Below are 17,442 nucleotides of genomic sequence, written 5' to 3'. Positions count from 1 at the left end.
CGTCTTGATGCGCCGCCGCTGTCGGTCAGACACTTCCAGAAAGCCGTCGCGCTCCAGCTCATGCAGCGCGCCGCGCAGCGTGTGGCGGCTCACCTGCAGGCGTGCGCACAGCTCCCGCTCCCCCGGCAGATGGCCATGCCAGTGCCCGGCCTGCATGGACTCGCGCAGGCTCTGCGCCGTCAGGGTGACAAGAGAGATGCGCTGAGGCAATCTGGGACTGGAGGAGGTCGCGGGCTTCATCTGGTTTGGACAACAGACCAGAATCAAGCCGTTGTGACAAATCGTTTCAGCAGCCTGTTTCAGTTCCATGTCTTCCAAAGCACGCCACCTCTCGCACAGCGACCTGCTTCAGCTCAAACGCTGGAACACTCCCACCATCTACAACGGCTGGGAGCAGATCACCCGGCACAATGCAGGCACCGATGCCTTCAATATTGAGGAAACCCGCGACTTCATGCCGCAGATGGGCCCCATGGTCGGCTACGCCGTCACGCTCGTCATCGAGCCCTCAAACGTCGCGCACCGCCAGACGAATCCAAATGCCGGGGCTGAGTTCCGCCGCTACATCGCCAGCGTCCCCGGACCGAAGATCATCGTCGTCCAAGACCTCGACAAACCCCGCGTGCTCGGCTCCGCCTGGGGCGAGGTGAGCGCCAACATGTTCCGCGCCCTCGGCTGCGTCGGCACCATCACCGACGGTGCCATCCGCGATCTGGATGAAATGACCAACGCGGGCTTCAAAGCGCTCGCCCGCCGTCTCTGCGTCGGCCACGCCTTCGTTCACCCCGTGCGCTGGGGCTGCGAGGTCGAGGTCTTTGGCCGCACCGTAAAGCCCGATGATTTCATCCACGCCGACAAGCACGGCTTCATGGTCATCCCCGAGGAAGACCAGCCCAGGCTGCTCGAAGCCGCCCGCTTCATGGACGCCAATGAATGCGCCACCGTCATCCCCGCCGCTCGCAATGCAGCAGGCCTGAGCACGGACGAACTCGTCGCCAATCTTGAAGCCAGCATCACCCAGTTCAGTGCCAATGTGAAAAGCCAGTTTGCCCGTCAGGGCGAGTGGTAACTCCAACCAGCCACCATGAAACTCATCGCCCTTTGTCTCGCCTTCGCCTGCATGGCGCACGCCGAAAGTATCATCACTCTCAATCTTGATCCCACCAAGGAGAATCCGCGCAACTCCGAAGGCTCCTTCGCCACGCTCGCCTCCGGTCGCATCATCTTCTGCTACTCACATTTTTACGGCGGCGCGGGGGATGAGAGCCCAGCCCGCATCGTGCGCATTCATTCGGATGATCAGGGCCGCACCTGGAGCCAGCCCGTCACCGTGGTGGAAAACACCGGCGGCGACAATGTGATGAGCGTCTCCCTCCTTCGCCTCGCCAGCGGCAAGCTCGCCATGTTTTACTGCATCAAAAACAGCTGGATCGACTGCCGCCCGCACATGCGCATCTCCACAGATGAAGGCGAGACCTGGACCGAGCCCAAGCTCGTGCAGCAGGCCCCCGGTTACTTCGTGATGAACAACGACCGCGTCATCCAAACGAGCAAAGGCCGCATCATCATCCCGCTGGCCTTCCACCGTTCACGCGGCACCGATCCCAACACCAGCAAATCCTGGGACGCACGCGCCATCGCCACCTGGATCTATTCCGATGACGAAGGCACCACCTGGACGGAATCCTCCAGCTGGTGGGCCATGCCCGTGCGCAGCGGCAGCGGTCTGCAGGAGCCCGGCGTGGTGGAGCTGGCAGACGGCGGCCTCTTCTCCTGGTGCCGCACGGATCAGGGCGCGCAGTACGGCTTCTTCTCCACCGACGCAGGCAAAACATTCTCGCCACCCGAGCCCACGGAAATGAAATCTCCGAACGGCCCCGCCAGCATCAAACGCCTGCCCGGCAGCAGCGACCTGCTGGCCATCTACAACGACCACTCCGGCATGTTCCCGTTCCCGCCCAAAAAGCGCAACCCCTTCGTCGCGGCCATCTCCACAGACGGCGGCAAGACCTGGCCCAGGCGCAAGCTCATCGAGAATGATCCCGACGGCCTCTATCACTACACCGCCATCCATTTCGTCGGCGATGCCATGCTCATCGGCTACTGCGCTGGCGACAGCAAAGTGGGTGCCCTCAATCGCCTGCGCATCCGCCGCATCACTCTCGACTGGCTGAAGCAACCCTGATCCTCCCATGCGCTCACTCATTCTCCTCCTCTGCTTCTGCGCCAATCTGCTTCCCGCAGCACCGCTCAAAACCGCAGCCTTGCTCGCCGCAGGCAAGGAGCCCGTGCGCATCGTCTGCATCGGCGACAGCATCACCGGCGTCTATTATCACAGCGGCGGCCGCCGCGCGTATGCCGAAATGCTTCAGCTCGCGCTCCAGCAGCTCCACCCCCAGGCGCAGCTCAGCGTGCACAATGCCGGCATCAGTGGCGACACCACCACAGGCGGCCTCAAGCGCCTTGAGCGTGACGTGCTCGCGCACAAGCCCCATCTCGTGACCATCATGTTCGGCATGAACGATCTGGTCGGCACACCCGTGGACATCTTCAAAAAGAACCTCCGCGAGATGATCACCCGCTGCCAGAAAAGCGGAGCCGAAGTAGTACTCTGCACGCAGAACTCCATCATCGAAACCCCGCGGCGTCCCCCAGCCCGTCTCGCTGAATTCACGCAGGCCATTCGTGACGTGGCCAAAGAGGAGACGCTCGTCGTGGCCGATTGCTACGCCGCATTCGAGGCCGTGCACGCCGCCGATGCCTCCGAATGGAATCTCCTCCTCAGCGATACCATTCATCCCAACATGGCCGGCCACAAACTCTTCGCCGAAACAATCGCCCACGCCATCACCGGCCGCACCGTTTCACTCCGCGAAGTCGGCCCACCCGCGTCTCCGCTGTCGCACACCTTCGCAAAGCTCAAAGCCGGCCAGCCCATTCAGGTGCTCGCCATGCCTCCATACGACACACTCATCACGCCTGCCTTGCAGCGCCTCTATCCCGCTGCCGTCGTCAAAGTCACTCCCTGGCCTGTTGCAGGCCAGACCCTCGCGCAGCTTGAACTCTTCGCGCGCAAGGTGCGCAGCATGAAGCAGGATCTCGTCCTCATCGCCGTGCCTGCTGAACTCCCGCTGCAAGATCAGGTGCAGTTTCATCACGACTATTCATGGATCATGAACTGGTCTCTCAGCTTCGGCGTACAGCAGTGGGATGTGGTGGTGGCCTTGCCTTCTGCGGCAAAACCCGCACTCAGCCAGGAAGAGAGCCGCCACGAAGCTCTCGCACTGCGCCTCATCCAGGCCCAGGACCTTTCCATGATCACACGCCGCAGCGGCGACACCACGCCGCTGCTCGAAATCCTCTCCACCTGGCTCGCCCACCATCAACCCTGACCCCTTTTATGAGACGCTCCAAAGTCCTCGCCAAAATCCGTTCCGGCCAAGTCGCCCGCATCTGCTGCACTGGCTCGCCCATCGCCTTCTTCCCGGCCATCGCCGCACACTTCAAATACGACGGCATCTGGCTCGATGCCGAGCACCGTGTGTGGGAACCCCGCGAAGCCGAAACCATGCTGGGCCGTCATCACGCGGCGGACATCGACTGCGTGTGGCGTGCGTCCACGAAGGAAAAGAACAGCCTCTACCGCCTGCTCGAAGACGGTGCCGCCGGGTTGATGATCCCCCACGTCGGCAGCGCGGATGAAGCCCGCGCTTTGGTCAATGCCATCAAGTTCCCACCCCTCGGCGATCGCGGCTTCTGCGGCGGCGGTCGCGATGCCGACTACTGGATCGGCAAGCCCGATGATTACATTGAGCAGGCCAACCGCGAGACCTTCCTGGTGGCTCAGATCGAAACCCCCGCCGCGCTCGCTAATGTTGAAGAGATCGTCGCCGTGCCCGGTGTGGATGTTCTCTTTCTCGGCCCCGGTGACATGTCCCTGCGCCTCGGCTGCACGCCTGCCGTGAATGATCCCGTGATGCTCGATGTGCAAAAGCAGATCGCCGCCGCCTGCCGCAAACACGGCAAGACCTGGGGCCGACCCGTCGGCAGCGCTGCAGATGCGAAAACGATCATCGAGCTTGGCGCGCAATTCGTCGTGCTCGGCAGCGAATTCGGCGCACTGCACGCGCATCTCAGCGCCTGCGCCGCCGACTTTGACAGCGTGCTCAGCGAAATCTCCGGCCAAGCGGCCATCCCTGCGGGCAAGACCTATTGATGAGGAGCGTTCTGTTCATTCCCACATCATGAAAGCTCTCCTCGTTCTCGCGTTTTTCCTTTCACCCATCTGTTTGTGGAATGCCGCACACGCCGCCGAGTCCGTGCGCATCGCCACCTTTGATGTGGATGCCACACCACCGCTCGGTGCCGCGATGGCCTATGATCCGGTGAAGCGCGTGGATGATCTCACCCTCCGCTGCCGTGGCATCGTCATCCTTGGCGGCGGTCAGCCCATCGTGCTCTGCGCGGTGGATTGGATCGGCATTGCCAATGAAGGCCACGATGCCTTTCGCGCCGCGCTCGCAGAGGCGGCCGGCACCGTGCCAGGCCGAGTTGCCGTGCACACGCTGCATCAGCATGACGCTCCGGGCTGCGACTTCACGGCAGAGAAGCTCATCAAAGAACTCGATGTGAAAGGCTACACACGCTTTGAAGGCACCTTTCATTGCCAGGTCATCCAGCGCGCAGCTGATGCCATTCGCGCAGCGCTGCCCAATGCCCAGCCCGCCACCCACTACGGCTACGGCGAAGCCGTGGTCAAAGAAGTGGCCTCAAACCGCCGCGTGGAGCGCACCCCAGAGGGCAAGGTGGGACGCATGCGCGGCAGCAGTTGCAAGATCGAAGGCCTCATCTCCCTGCCCGAAGGCCTCATCGATCCCGTCGTCTCATTGCTCAGCTTTTGGAACGGCGACAAGCCCATCGCCGTGCTCAGCGCCTACGCCTGCCATCCGCAGAGCTACTACCGCCTCGGCATTCCCAGTCCGGACTTCCCCGGCATCGCACGCTTCATCCGTGGTCAGGATGTGAACGCCGCGCTGCATGTCCACTTCAACGGTGCTGGTGGCAATGTCGCAGCAGGGAAATACAACGATGGCACACAGAGCAACCGCGTCATCCTCGCCACCCGTCTCGCCGCCGGCATGCGCGAAGCCTATGACAAGACCACGAAGCTGCCGCTCACAGCCGCCGACATCGGCTGGGGCAATGTCCCCGTTAAACTGCCTCTCTCACCCCGGCTCAACGAAGAAGATCTGACCGCCAAGCTCAAAGCCACCGAAGCCAAAGGTTACATCTCCTTCGCCGATCAGCTCGCCTTTGTCCGCCGCATCAAAGCCGGGCACGAAATCGACATCACCTGCCTCCAAATAGGCGACTCACGCATGCTGCACCTCCCCGGCGAACTCTTCGTCGAATACCAGCTCGCCGCCAAAGCCATGCGTCCTGATCTTCACGTCATGATGGCCGCCTATGGCAACTACGGCCCCGGCTACATCGGCACCGCCGCCGCCTACCCCGAAGGCGGTTACGAAACCGGCCCCACCTCCTCCAACGTCGCACCAGAGGTCGAGCAGGTGCTGACGTCGGCCATGCAACAGTTGCTGGGAGGAAAGCCGTGAGGAGCCTGCGCTGCAACGCTCGAACGTTCTGGGTACATGGCAGGGCGGGCTGTTCTCAGCGCGCCTCCGCCGGAGCGCAGAGCTTTATAAGAGTCATTCACGAAGTGCTCCGCATCCAGCGTCACCTCGGCTCGCGCGCCCGCTTCATTGGCGAAAGCATCCAGTTTCCATGAACCTCACAACCATCACGCCCGCAGCATTGCCGGTCAGCCTGATCGGTCTCGGCTGCGTGACTCTGGGGCGTGAGATTGACGAGCCCGCCTCCTTCGCGCTGCTTGATCACGCCCTCGCGCGTGGCGTTCGTCTCTTCGATACCGCCTCTGCCTACGGCGGCGGAGCCTCAGAAAGCATCCTCGGCCGCTGGCTGGCCTCTCGCCGCCCCAGTGGCATCACCATCGCCACCAAGATCCTGCCTCCGTATGATCGCATCGACATCCGTGCCAGCCTGGAGCGCCTCGGCGTCGATCAAATCGATCTGCTCTATTTGCATCAGTGGCATGACAGTGTGCCCGCCGCTGGCCCCGTGCTCGATGAACTCCTGCACTCCGGCAGGGTGAGGGCGCTCGGTCTCAGCAACGTCACTCTTGAGCATCTTCAGGCCGCAGGGCCGCGCTTCAGCGTCGTGCAGAACAACCACAACCTCGCGGTCAGTGACGTGAGCGATGCCTTGCGTGAGCACTGCGCGGCGCGCGGCGTCGCCATCGTCACCTACAGCCCGCTGGGTGCCGGATTTCTCACCGGCAAGCACCAGCAGGGGGTGCAAAGCGGATCGCGTTTCGATCTCGTTCCCGCACATCAGGACGTCTATTTTCACAGCGATTCGTATCGCCGTCTGGCGACGCTTGAAGCCGTCTCTGCGCGCACCGGTCACTCGCAGGCGCATCTCGCCCTGGCCTGGGCGCTGCATCAGCCGGGCATCGCCTCCGTGCTCGTCGGTGGTCGCACACCGGCGCATCTCGACCAGGCCTTCGCCGGCCTCGATCTCGATGACCCCGCACTCTTTGCCGAACTCTCCGCATGAACACAGAATCCACCCAGCGCCTCGCCGATTATGAACGCGACGGCGTCGTGCTCATTCCTCAGTTTCTCACCGCTGACGAAGTGTCCGCTGTGCGTGCAGAACTTGGGCGTTACATCCGCGATGATCTCAGCGCACAGCCCGTCGATGCCCGCACCTTCGAGAAGGATGACAAGACCGTGCGCAATCTCTGGCGTCTCGAAAAATACAACGAGTGGTTCCACCACCTCGGCGAACGCGCAGACATCCGTGCGCTCGTCGCTCCGCTGGTCCATGGCGACCCCATCTTGGTCGGTGTCGAGACCTTCAACAAGCCCGCCCGCATCGGCTCCGGTGTGCCCTATCACCAGGACAACGCCTACTTCTGCCAATCTCCACCGGACATGCTCACCGTCTGGATCGCCATTGATGCCGTCACAGAGGCGAATGGTCCGGTCTTCTTCGTCAAAGGTTCGCACAAGGACGGCATGCAACCCACCAAGCCCAGCGGCGTGCGCGGCAACAGCATCGGCATGGCCACTCCGTCTCCCGTGCCGCTCAGTGAACAATTCTGCGGACTGCTCGCTCCCGGAGATGCCACCATCCATCAGTGCGAAACGATCCACCACTCCGCGCCCAACACCACGGACTACTCCCGCCTTGGCCTGTTGCTCGTCTATCGTGGCAGCCATACGCAGACGGATCCCAAACTGAAGGAAGCCTACGCCACCGCTGTGGCCATGACCCCTCCCGCATGAAAACCGGCTTTATCGTCCTGCTTCTCGTCGCCACAGGTGCCATTGCGCGTGACATTCACGTCGGCAAAGACGCGCCCACCATCGCTCATGCCATCAAGGCCGCGCTGCCGGGAGACGTCATCCATCTCGAACCCAAGGTGTATCGTGACTATGCCGGTTTCTACAACAAGAAAGGCGAGCCCGGCAAACCCATCACGCTGGATGGACATGGCGCGACACTGGAAGGCAGCGATCCCATTGACCCAGCGCAGTGGACTGAAGTGTCGCCCGGACTCTTTGCCAATGACCATCTCATCGCACGCAATGATGACGCCATCATCGGCCGCTGGTTCTTTTTATGGAACGGGCAGATGCAGCACATGGGCCGCACGTCCAAAGGACGCAGCGCACCGCTCAAAAAACCTGAAGAACTCCAGCCCGGCGAATGGACCTTCGTCAAAGATCCCTCGCGCGAGAAGCCACCCTCCAAGCAGATCTACGGCACCTTCTACCTCAAACTCCCTGCGGGCCAGAAACTCGCCGATGCTAATATCTCTGCCCCCATGCGCAGCGCAGGCGTGCAGTTCAGCGGCGACAATGCGCACCTCGTCATCAAGAACCTCACAGCCGCGCATCCCTACAACGACGGCTTCAACATCCATGGCGACTGCCGCGACGTGCTCTTTGAAAACGTCGCCGCCATCGAATGCGGAGATGACGGCATCAGCGCGCATGAGTCCGCGCAGTATCGCGTCGACGGTTTTGTGAGCATTGGCAACAGCACCGGCATCACTGACACCGGCACCGCGCAGACCAGCTATAAAAACGTCTTCCTCGCGAAGAACATCGGCTTCGATCTCTACTTCCTCGACGAAGGCCGCTACACCCTCACGAATGCGCTGGTGTTTTCATCGGCACAGAACCCGCTCTCCATCACAGGCCGCACAACCGGCGACTGCCGGATGCAGATGAAGAACGTCTTCATTCGCCGCCTTGCTGAGCCCCTCACCGGCAGCGTCGCTCTGCGTGCCGTGCTTGAGGCAAAGCACTGCACCTTCGAAAACATGGACATCAAAGTCGCTGGCGCCGCCACTTGGGAAAACTGTCTCATCAACGGCAAATCCTTCCCCGAGGGCAGCGGCTCGGTGGGCGCTGACCTCCATGAATTGATGAAGCTCGTGCCGAAAGATTTCAAACCATGAAGACGGCCCTGCTCATCTTCATCCTCCTCTCGGTGCTGATACCTCTCAGCGCGCAGGAGACCTACCCGCCCATGCACCGCCTCATCTGGGAGGAATATGTGGGCACACTGACGCATTGGCGGCAAAAGTTTCCCAAGCGCATGACGCTCGAATCGCGCGGCATGAGCGGCCAAAACATGCCGGTGTATCTGCTGAAGATCACCGACGCCACGGTGCCCGCCGCAGACAAGCAAATCTGCCTCATCACCACCCTGCACAGCGGCCCTGAGCGCACAGGGACCACGGGCGCACTCGCCTTCGCCGAATGGTGCCTCAGCGACGATCCCCTGGCCGTGGAAACGCGGCGCAAGCAGATCATCCTCGTAATGCCCTGCGTCAATCCGCTGGCCATGTTTTACACCGACCGCTTCCGCAACGAGCACGGCGTCGATCCCTACACCGGCAGCGGACGCATCGGCAAACTCTGGGATGTAAAGACCCTCACCCTCACCAAGCCCGAGGATGCCCCAGAACTCATCGCTGTGCTTTCCGTGATCGACGACTACCAGCCCGAAGTTCACGCCGACCTGCATGGCACCGGTCTGCAGGAATACGCCCCCGCGCAGCTCGGCGCACGCCGCATGTATCACGGCCAGATCATGACGGAGGTCACCGGCGGCGCGTATTCAAACTACGCCCTGCGTCCCTGGGACTGGCGCGTCACGGAGGCCATGATCGATGCCGGGCGCGCAGCGGGATTTCCCTCCGATCGTTTCGAGGCAGATGCCCAGCGCACCTTCTGGGGCCCCGAGCTCGCACCCCTGGGGCGCAAGCTCTGGCATGGCATGCCCATGTTTTACTCCGCGCACTACGGCTACGCCAAATACCACACCATGCTGCTCACGCAGGAAGTTGCGTGGGAGCAGAGCCTCGTCGCCCGCATGCAGGGCCTCATGCGCATCGGCAATGGCGCGTGGCTGGATGAAAAATCCCCCGGCTATCCCGTGAATCGCATGCGCCACTTCGTCGGCCATTACGTCACCGCGTATGGCGCCACAGCCTCCGCACGCCGCACCAGCCGCGTAGAATTGTGGAATCAGCAGAGCGACTTCGCCCTCGGTTTTCTCTATCCGCAGACCGTAGGCCGCGAGACCTTCGTCGTCGCCACCACCGCAGCAGCCAAGCACGCCGTCGCCCGCAACGACTTCCGCTCCCTCCTCGGCGACTCCACCACCGAGGTCGAGCGCTTCATCAAAACCGGCCCTGAACTCAAAGTCGCCATGGAGCAAACTCCAGAGCAACTCCTCGCCGCCAAGACCGACGCCAAATTCACCCACGGCATCGGCTTCCGCCTGCGCCTGCCCTATCCCGCGCCCAAACAACTCGAAGTGCGCCTCAATGGTGCCGTGTTAAAGACAGATGCAACCGACGGCTACGAAAGCTGGTTCGCCGACGGCTTCACGCAGGTGCAGGTAAACGTGCCCCCGCACAAGCTCCCCGCCCACGGCCTCTACTTCATCACCTGCGCTTACACACCCGATGTGCAGCGCCCCACCGGCTGGATGCCGCCTACGGAAGTGCAGAAAAAATACGCTACCGAGAAACTCGATGCCACACCCGCGACCTTCACCGATGTGGCCTACGGCACCCATTTCCGTCAGACGATGGACGTCTGGCTCGCGAAATCGAAGCAGCCCACCCCAGTCGTTTTTTACATCCACGGCGGCGGTTGGGCCGCGCAGGACAAGACGGACATCCATCAGCACCTCGACGTGCGCGCATTCCTCACTGCCGGCATCTCCGTCGCCTCCATCAACTACCGCTTCCTCATGGATGCCAACGCCGCCAAGGTCACGCCGCCGCTGCAATGGCCCCTGCAAGATGCCGCGCGTGCCTTGCAGTTCCTCCGCTCGAAATCCGAGGAATGGCACCTCGATAAAACACGCATCGCCGCCAGCGGAGTCAGCGCCGGGGGCTGCTCCTCCCTCTGGCTCGCCATGCACGCTGACATGGCCGATCCGCAAAGCACCGATCCCATCGCCCGCGAATCCACCCGCCTCCTCTTCACCGCCACCAAAGCCCCGCAAGCTTCGTTTGATCCGCAGCAGCTCATCGAATGGATCCCCAACAGCGAATACGGCGCCCACGCCTTCGGCTATCCCATGGACAAGTCGCGCAAAGAAACCTTCCCGCTCTTCCTCGCAAACCGCACGCAGCACCTCGCAGACATCCCCCTCTGGTCACCCATCGCCCACGTCAGCGCCGACGATCCTCCCGCCTATGTTGTTTACACCAAGGACGACAAGCCCCCCGTCAAAGGCCAGCCGCAGACCGATCCCAGCCACAGCGTCCTCCATGCCCTCATGCTGCAAGAAGTACTGCAGCCTCTCGGCGTGCCCTGCGCGGTGCACCACCCACAGGATGGCAAACCAGCCACCACCATGCAGGATCTCCTGCTGCAACACCTCAAACCAATCAACCATGGCAACTAGTCTCAAAGCCATCCAGCGCAGAACCCCTCTCCCCGTCCTAAACATCATAGCTCGGGGCATCCTTCGGGGAGAGGCCGGGTGAGGGGAGAAACAAAGCTCCCATAATCTGCCGCACCTGTTTCCTCCGAAACCTGAAAAGTTACCCACCATGAAGCCCGCATCCTCACTCTTCACTTCTCTACTGCTGCTCGCCAGCACTCTCGCCGCAGCCGATTCGCCAATCAACATCGGCAGCCGTCGCGAACTGTTTGCCGATTCCTTTTTGATCGAGAGCTTCAGCGGCACGCACCTGCAACAGCAGACCCCGCGTGATGAAGGCGTGGCCTTTAAGTTTGACCAGCCATGGGAGGGCCTCTTCAGCGGCTACGCCACCCTAGTCACTCTCGCAGACGGCCGCCTGCGCGCCTACTACCGTGGCAAGGCCGTGGCCAACAAAGACGGCAGCGAGGAGGAATTGACCTGCGTCGCAGAATCCGCCGACGGCCGCCAATGGACCAAGCCCGAGCTGGGCCTGTATGAAGTGATGGGCACACGCAAAAACAACGTCGTGCTCATGAAAGCGCACACCGCCACGCACAACTTCAGCCCCTTCCGCGATGCGCGCCCCGGCGTGCCTGAGGACGAGCGCTTCAAAGCCTTTGGCGGCACGATGGAGGGCGGCGGCCTCACTGCCTGGAAATCCCCCGACGGCCTGCGCTGGGAAAAGATCAGTCCCGAGCCTGTGATCACCAAGGCCATGGTGCCCTACAAATACATGTTCGATTCGCAGAACGTGCCCTTCTGGTCCGCAGCAGAAGACAAATACGTGGCCTACTACCGCGTCTTTGAGGGCGGCATCCGGCGCATCGTCCGCAGCGAGAGCAAAGATTTCCGCACCTGGTCCGCCCCCGTGCTCATGGAGTACCGCAATCCCTCCATGCAGGCCCCGGTCGAGCATTTGTACACCAATCAAACGCATCCCTACTTCCGTGCGCCACACCTCTATGTGGCCATCGCCGCGCGCTTCATGCCGGGCCGCCGTGTGCTTACGGATGAGCAGGCCGCCGCCATCCATGTAAACCCCGGTTATTTCAAAGACACCTCAGACGCCATCTTCATGACCACACGCCCGGCGGAGGGCGGCGCGCATGCCGGTGTGTATGACCGCACCTTTCTGGAAGGCTTCATCCGTGGCGGCATCGGCGCGCAGAACTGGGTCTCCCGCACCAACTATCCCGCTCTCAATGTCGTGCCCACCGGGCCGCATGAGATGTCCGTCTTTGTGAATCAGGATTACGCACAGCCCACCGCGCACATGCGCCGCTACTCGCTGCGCACAGACGGCTTTGCCTCGCTGCATTGCGGCTACGCAGGCGGCCATGCCATCACCAAGCCGCTCATCTTTGCCGGGCGCGAGCTCTCGCTGAACTTCTCCACCTCCGCCGCCGGTGGCGTGAAGGTCGGCTTTGAAGACGCGGATGGCAAACCCGTCCCCGGCTTCGGCTTGGAGGAATGCGTGATGCAGATCGGCAATGAACTGGACCGCAAAGTCACCTGGAAATCCGGTGCGGATGTCAGCACGCTCGCCGGGAAGACACTGCGACTGCGCTTCTCCATGAAGGACGCCGACATCTTCTCATTCCAGTTCACGCCGTGAAACTTCACTTCATCCTCCTCGCACTCACGGGGCTGGCGGGTGCTGCGGATACAGCGCCAAAAATCTCCGGCATCTGGATGATGGGCCAGTCCTTGTGCGATGGCTCGGAGTCCCTGCCCATTGTCACCAGTGAAGATACCGGCTGGGGAAATCTCACCTTCCAGCGCGGAGTGCGCACCTGGTTGGCCAAGGATAATTCCGCCACACCAGAGCTGCGTCCCGCAGAGTTGTTCAAGCTCGTGCCCCTCCGCGCGCAGACAAACGGCGGCCTGGGTGAGACCGTGGCCAATGGCATGGCCGATCATTGGCAGTCGGCGCGATTTGGAAATGACAAAGCACGTGCAACTCAGTCACCCTCACGCTTTCTCGTCGCCTATGCAGGGCAGGGCGGTCGTCAAATTCAAGAGCTCTCCATCGCCGATCTCTCCACCGATCCACGCACCCCGGAATCACGCCGTCACGGCGGCGGCTACTACCGCACCAGTCTGGATGATGCACGCCGCGCCATGGCACAGGCCAAAACGATGGGCGCAAACTTCCGCATCGCCGCCCTCTACTGGATGCAGGGAGAAGGCAATGGCGGCCCCACCGGCAGCCTCGTGCCCACGCGCTGGGATGCCGAACTGCCACGCCCCGCAGGACTCGCCTGGTATCGCGATCAACTCATCGCTTATCGCAAACAATGGTCGGCAGACCTGTGCGCCATCACGGGGCAGGGCGGCGAGCTGCCCATGTTCACCTATCAGACCCTCGGCCCTGCGGGCGAAGCTCAGCTCATGGCGGCAGATGCCGATCAAAACATCTGGCTTGTCGGCCCCCATTACGCCGTGCCCAGCGCCATCAACAGCCGCACCAAACCCGACCGCCATGGCGACCCCATCCATCTCTCCGCCGACGGCGAACGCTGGTGGGGCGAGCAAGTCGGCAAAGTCATGCACCGCGTGCTGGATCGCAACGAAGACTGGCAGCCCCTGCGCCCCCGCTCAGCAAAACTCGCCACCGATCGCGCCAGCATCCTCCTCGACTTCACCGTGCCACATCCACCTCTCGTGCTCGACACCACCTTCCTCGCACGGCAGGAAATCGCCACCAAGGATGGCTTCACCTCACTCGCAGGCTTTCGGGTGCATGACAGCAGCGGCAAGCCCCTCACGCTCACGGCAGTCGAAGTCATCGCGTCCACGCAGGTGCGCCTCAGACTCTCTCAATCTCTTCCCGCAGACAAATCCTGCCGCATCAGTTACGGACACCCGTATGCCGTAGCCCTCGGTGTCATCGCCTCCGTGCGCGCCGGTCCGGAGCAAAGCGCGGACCTCGTGCTCACCACCAGCGTTTCTGCGAAGCTCAAGCCGCTGCTCGCCGAAGGTGCCTTCTTCGTCGTCAACCTCTCCGGCCCGCCGACCCGCGTCGCCATTCGTGCCGTGAGAGAAGTCAACGGCGTCACTGTGCTGCAGTATGAACCCGGAGAACTCCGCAACGGCGTGCCCTTCCAGCCCGGGCAGCCTCTCGTGGTCCAGCGCTCCTTCAGCTACGGCAATCTGCGCGACTCCGACCCCACGCCCTCCATCCACACCTTTGCCGACACCACCTACGGCACCCGCGCAGGCCAGCCCTATCCCTTGTGGAACTGGTGCGTGCTCTTCTCGGATCTCAGCGCCGATTAAAGTGCTCACGAGCTTTAGCTCGTTCTGGGAAGGCTTTGGAGTTCTTGATGGCTCTACTGGCCCATGACGTCGTGAGGAGGCAAAGCGACTCGCCTCTCCCCACCCACGATATCGCAATGTCCAGCTTGCCCTTTGGGGGGAGGCTGGGGTGAGGGGCCTCCCATATTCTTGCTGACGAAAGAGATAGGCTCATTGAAGGAAAATGAGTTCGTCGTTGCATGCCGCCGGACGTTAGCTGGTCCGTACACCGGACCAACGTTTTACACTCGCAACACTCTCTCCCGGCTTCACAATTTGCCCATGAAGCTCACCCTTTGCATCCTCAGCGCTCTGATGCTCCAGCTCCAAGCTGCTGAACAAGTCTTCTTCGCCTTCGACGATCTCAACATCGCCTGGCAGCACAATCTCAAACTCACCCTGGAGACCGCGCAAAAACATCCCGCCAACCCCGTGCTCCGCAGCGGGCTCCCAGGATCACCCGATCACGGCCACGCCGTTCTCTACGGCACCGTGCTCAAACAGGGCGATACCTTTCGCATGTGGTACCTCGGCATGCATGAAGCGAAAATCCAGAAAGGCCAGGCCCCCGGCTGGTGGCGGCCCATGTGCTATGCAGAGAGCAAAGACGGCATCACGTGGACAAAGCCCGATCTCGGCCTCGTCGAGTTCAATGGCAGCACGAAGAACAACATCTGCCGCATCGAAGGCGAGCCCTGGTCCATGACCCGCGTGAATGACTTCCTCTCCGTGCTCTATGAGCCTGATGAGCCGGACGCCACAAAACGCTACAAGTGCGCCTACATCGCCCACATGCCCATCGACGAAGTCAAAGGCGGCCGCAGCAAGATCGGGCCCAATGAGAAACGCTGGGGCTCTTTTGTCACCGCCACCAGCGCAGACGGCTTGAAGTGGAAATGCGTCGGCGACCGCCCGGCCAACGCAGGAGGGGAGCGCTTTGAAGTCAGCGGCCTTTATCACTTCGGAGACTTCTACTATGCCACCGGCCAGCTTCTCAGCCCCTGGTCATGGCGTGCGGATGGCAGCGACATCGGGCGCGACATGCTCGCCTATCGCTCCCCTGATTTCGTCACATGGTCCAAGGCCAAAGCCTTCGCCTATGCACGCCCCGGCCAGCTCGCCAATCCCCCGGTCAAAGGCCAGCAGATGCACATGGGCGCAGGGTTATGGAATCGCGGCAATGTCATGGTCGGTCTGCACGGCATGTGGCAGGATGCGGAGCAGGCCCCACCGAAAGGCAAAAGCTGGAACTACGGCGTGCGCGTGGATCTCGGCCTCATGATCAGCAACGACGGCGTGCACTATCGCGAACCCGTCCCCGGCTTCAAAGTCATCCCCCGCGGCAAAGAGGGCGAGTGGGACGACATCGCCATCCTTCAGGGACACGCCTTCGTGAACGAAGGAGACAAGACCATGATCTGGTATTCTCACTGGAACACCGGCGGTGAACTGGAGAACATGGACATCGGCCTCGCCACCCTCCGCCGCGACGGCTTCGGCTCCCTCTCCCGCAAGGTCGCGGAGGAGGAGGGCCACTTCATCACCAGCACATTCACCGCAAAGGAAATCGCCCTGAATGTGGACGGCCTCACGCCAGAGGCTCCGCTCACCCTACAGCTTCTGGATCACCTGGACCACCCGCTCGACGGCTTCGAAATCAAACTGACCACCAGCGGCGTCCGCGTCCCCCTCGCATGGCCCAAGCCTCTGCCCTCCGGCAAAAAGTTCGCACTCCGCGTGAACTTCCCACCCGGCAGCGCCGCCAAGGTCTATGCCATCTACCTCAACGACTGACCTCCATGTCCCTCACACTTGTCACCGCACTCAACGATACAGATCGCCAGCTTCTGCATCGCGCCATTGACGGCTTCGTGCCGGCCAAGGTCTTCGATGTTCACACGCATCTCTTCCACTCACGTCATTTCGCGGCGGGAAGGCGCCCGGTGTTCTTGGATGAAGACCGCGGCTACGGCATGCAGGACTTCCAGGCCGCCATGCGCCTCTGGCTTCCAGAACGTCAGGTCGAGGGCCTGTTCTTCGGTTACCCCAGCGCAGGAAATGACCGGGCAGGGGAGAATGCCTGGCTGCAGTCCCAGGTGGATGGCACGGGCAATTCACGCGCACTCGTTCTCGCCGCACCCACGGATGACCCCGCCGAAGTTCAGCGACTCCTGAGCACGGGCGTGTTTGTCGGCATCAAGCCCTACCGCCTCTACGCAGACGTGCCAGATACGAAGGAAGCAGAAATCGAATCCTTCGCCCCCGAATGGATGTGGGAGCTCTGCCATGCGCATGATGGAATCATGATGTTGCACATCATGCTGGCCGATGGTATCACCGATCCTCGCAATGTGGCCTCCATCCGCCGCCTGTGCCGCCGTTACCCGCGCTGCAAGCTCGTGCTCGCGCACGTCGCCCGATCGTTCAATTACCGCCACGCCCGCGAAGGCCTCCATCATCTCGTCGATTTGGACAACGTCGTCGTGGACACCTCCGCCGTCACGCAAGCCGGGGCCTTTCGAGCCGCGCTGGAGATTCTCGGCCCGCGCCGCGTCCTTTGGGGCAGCGATTACATGGTCAGCGAACTGCGCGGTTCCTGCATCACCCAGGGCGATGGCTTCACCTGGATTCATCCGGAGATCACCGGAGACAAGCTGACCATCTTCGGCCAGTACACCACCGTCGGCATCGAGTCTCTCCTCTGCCTGCGCGAAGCTTGCGAAGACACCGGCATGACGCCGGGAGATCTGGAAGACATCTTTTGCGAGAATGCGCTGCGCCTTCTCAAACCCGCCCCGGCTGCTCCCTCCGGCCCCCAGCTCTGGGAGGAAGCAAAAACAAAAATCTCCTGCGGCACCGGCCTCCTTTCCAAGCGCGCGCATCTCTTCGATCCTCAGTCGTGGCCCTCCTATTTCTCCCGTGCCAAAGGCGCATTCATCTGGGATCTCGATGACAAACGCTACACCGACTTCACCGGCGGCGTCGGCGCCATCCTTCTCGGCCATGCCGATGATGAAGTGAATGCCGCCGTGAAGCGCCGCGTGAATCTCGGCAGCTACGCCACCCTGGCCTCCCCGGATGAGGTCAAACTCGCCGATGTCC

General features: G+C 62.0%; 14 protein-coding genes. 13 read left to right on the top strand and 1 reads right to left on the bottom strand.

The window, feature by feature from the left end; translation table 11 throughout:
- Window positions 1-240 (bottom strand): GntR family transcriptional regulator (locus WAW39_RS15230; protein WP_422320056.1); only part of this gene is annotated, 240 nt, incomplete at its 3' end.
- Between the two features lie 67 nt (window positions 241-307).
- Here WAW39_RS15230 and WAW39_RS15225 point away from each other — a divergent pair.
- The 13 genes from WAW39_RS15225 to WAW39_RS15165 form a co-directional block, all read left to right on the top strand.
- Window positions 308-1,069 (top strand): RraA family protein, encoded by a 762-nt coding sequence (locus WAW39_RS15225; protein ID WP_422320055.1) that lies wholly within the window; start codon window positions 308-310, stop codon window positions 1,067-1,069.
- Window positions 1,070-1,084: 15 nt separating this feature from the next.
- Entirely contained in the window at window positions 1,085-2,185 is a 1,101-nt protein-coding gene (locus WAW39_RS15220) for a sialidase family protein (RefSeq protein WP_422320054.1), read from the top strand.
- A gap of 7 nt (window positions 2,186-2,192) precedes the next feature.
- Window positions 2,193-3,392 (top strand): SGNH/GDSL hydrolase family protein, encoded by a 1,200-nt coding sequence (locus tag WAW39_RS15215; protein WP_422320053.1) that lies wholly within the window; start codon window positions 2,193-2,195, stop codon window positions 3,390-3,392.
- An 8-nt stretch (window positions 3,393-3,400) separates the two neighbouring features.
- Window positions 3,401-4,216 (top strand): HpcH/HpaI aldolase family protein, encoded by an 816-nt coding sequence (locus WAW39_RS15210; RefSeq protein ID WP_422320052.1) that lies wholly within the window; start codon window positions 3,401-3,403, stop codon window positions 4,214-4,216.
- A gap of 28 nt (window positions 4,217-4,244) precedes the next feature.
- A complete protein-coding gene (locus tag WAW39_RS15205; RefSeq protein WP_422320051.1) occupies window positions 4,245-5,615 on the top strand; it encodes a hypothetical protein in 1,371 nt (456 codons plus the stop codon).
- A gap of 169 nt (window positions 5,616-5,784) precedes the next feature.
- The gene (locus tag WAW39_RS15200) at window positions 5,785-6,636 is read left to right on the top strand and encodes an aldo/keto reductase (protein WP_422320050.1); all 852 of its coding nucleotides are present in this window, start codon (window positions 5,785-5,787) and stop codon (window positions 6,634-6,636) included.
- Entirely contained in the window at window positions 6,633-7,370 is a 738-nt protein-coding gene (locus WAW39_RS15195; protein ID WP_422320049.1) for a phytanoyl-CoA dioxygenase family protein, read from the top strand. The genes WAW39_RS15200 and WAW39_RS15195 overlap by 4 nt, the downstream gene beginning before the upstream one ends.
- Window positions 7,367-8,551 (top strand): hypothetical protein, encoded by a 1,185-nt coding sequence (locus WAW39_RS15190; protein ID WP_422320048.1) that lies wholly within the window; start codon window positions 7,367-7,369, stop codon window positions 8,549-8,551. The genes WAW39_RS15195 and WAW39_RS15190 overlap by 4 nt, the downstream gene beginning before the upstream one ends.
- The gene (locus tag WAW39_RS15185) at window positions 8,548-11,022 is read left to right on the top strand and encodes an alpha/beta hydrolase fold domain-containing protein (RefSeq protein ID WP_422320047.1); all 2,475 of its coding nucleotides are present in this window, start codon (window positions 8,548-8,550) and stop codon (window positions 11,020-11,022) included. The genes WAW39_RS15190 and WAW39_RS15185 overlap by 4 nt, the downstream gene beginning before the upstream one ends.
- A 148-nt stretch (window positions 11,023-11,170) precedes the next feature.
- Window positions 11,171-12,658, top strand: coding sequence for a hypothetical protein (locus WAW39_RS15180; RefSeq protein ID WP_422320046.1), 1,488 nt, complete (start codon window positions 11,171-11,173; stop codon window positions 12,656-12,658).
- The gene (locus WAW39_RS15175; RefSeq protein ID WP_422320045.1) at window positions 12,655-14,322 is read left to right on the top strand and encodes a phosphate ABC transporter substrate-binding protein; all 1,668 of its coding nucleotides are present in this window, start codon (window positions 12,655-12,657) and stop codon (window positions 14,320-14,322) included. The genes WAW39_RS15180 and WAW39_RS15175 overlap by 4 nt, the downstream gene beginning before the upstream one ends.
- Before the next feature lie 300 nt (window positions 14,323-14,622).
- A complete protein-coding gene (locus tag WAW39_RS15170) occupies window positions 14,623-16,134 on the top strand; it encodes a hypothetical protein (RefSeq protein WP_422320044.1) in 1,512 nt (503 codons plus the stop codon).
- A 5-nt stretch (window positions 16,135-16,139) separates the two neighbouring features.
- Window positions 16,140-17,442: aminotransferase class III-fold pyridoxal phosphate-dependent enzyme (locus WAW39_RS15165; RefSeq protein ID WP_422320043.1), on the top strand; the 1,303-nt coding region annotated here is incomplete at its 3' end.

Origin of the sequence: Prosthecobacter sp. (genome assembly GCF_049294395.1) — a bacterium.
Taxonomy (GTDB): Bacteria; Verrucomicrobiota; Verrucomicrobiia; order Verrucomicrobiales; family Verrucomicrobiaceae; genus Prosthecobacter.
This window is presented reverse-complemented; position numbering and strand designations above follow the sequence as displayed.

Excerpts from the sequence above, each read along its gene's own strand:
- WAW39_RS15225 (WP_422320055.1), top strand. The coding sequence starts at position 308 with ATGTCTTCCAAAGCACGCCACCTCTCGCACAGCGACCTGCTTCAGCTC.
- WAW39_RS15220 (WP_422320054.1), top strand. The coding sequence starts at position 1,085 with ATGAAACTCATCGCCCTTTGTCTCGCCTTCGCCTGCATGGCGCACGCC.
- WAW39_RS15215 (WP_422320053.1), top strand. The coding sequence starts at position 2,193 with ATGCGCTCACTCATTCTCCTCCTCTGCTTCTGCGCCAATCTGCTTCCC.
- WAW39_RS15210 (WP_422320052.1), top strand. The coding sequence starts at position 3,401 with ATGAGACGCTCCAAAGTCCTCGCCAAAATCCGTTCCGGCCAAGTCGCC.
- WAW39_RS15205 (WP_422320051.1), top strand. The coding sequence starts at position 4,245 with ATGAAAGCTCTCCTCGTTCTCGCGTTTTTCCTTTCACCCATCTGTTTG.
- WAW39_RS15200 (WP_422320050.1), top strand. The coding sequence starts at position 5,785 with ATGAACCTCACAACCATCACGCCCGCAGCATTGCCGGTCAGCCTGATC.
- WAW39_RS15195 (WP_422320049.1), top strand. The coding sequence starts at position 6,633 with ATGAACACAGAATCCACCCAGCGCCTCGCCGATTATGAACGCGACGGC.
- WAW39_RS15190 (WP_422320048.1), top strand. The coding sequence starts at position 7,367 with ATGAAAACCGGCTTTATCGTCCTGCTTCTCGTCGCCACAGGTGCCATT.
- WAW39_RS15185 (WP_422320047.1), top strand. The coding sequence starts at position 8,548 with ATGAAGACGGCCCTGCTCATCTTCATCCTCCTCTCGGTGCTGATACCT.
- WAW39_RS15180 (WP_422320046.1), top strand. The coding sequence starts at position 11,171 with ATGAAGCCCGCATCCTCACTCTTCACTTCTCTACTGCTGCTCGCCAGC.
- WAW39_RS15170 (WP_422320044.1), top strand. The coding sequence starts at position 14,623 with ATGAAGCTCACCCTTTGCATCCTCAGCGCTCTGATGCTCCAGCTCCAA.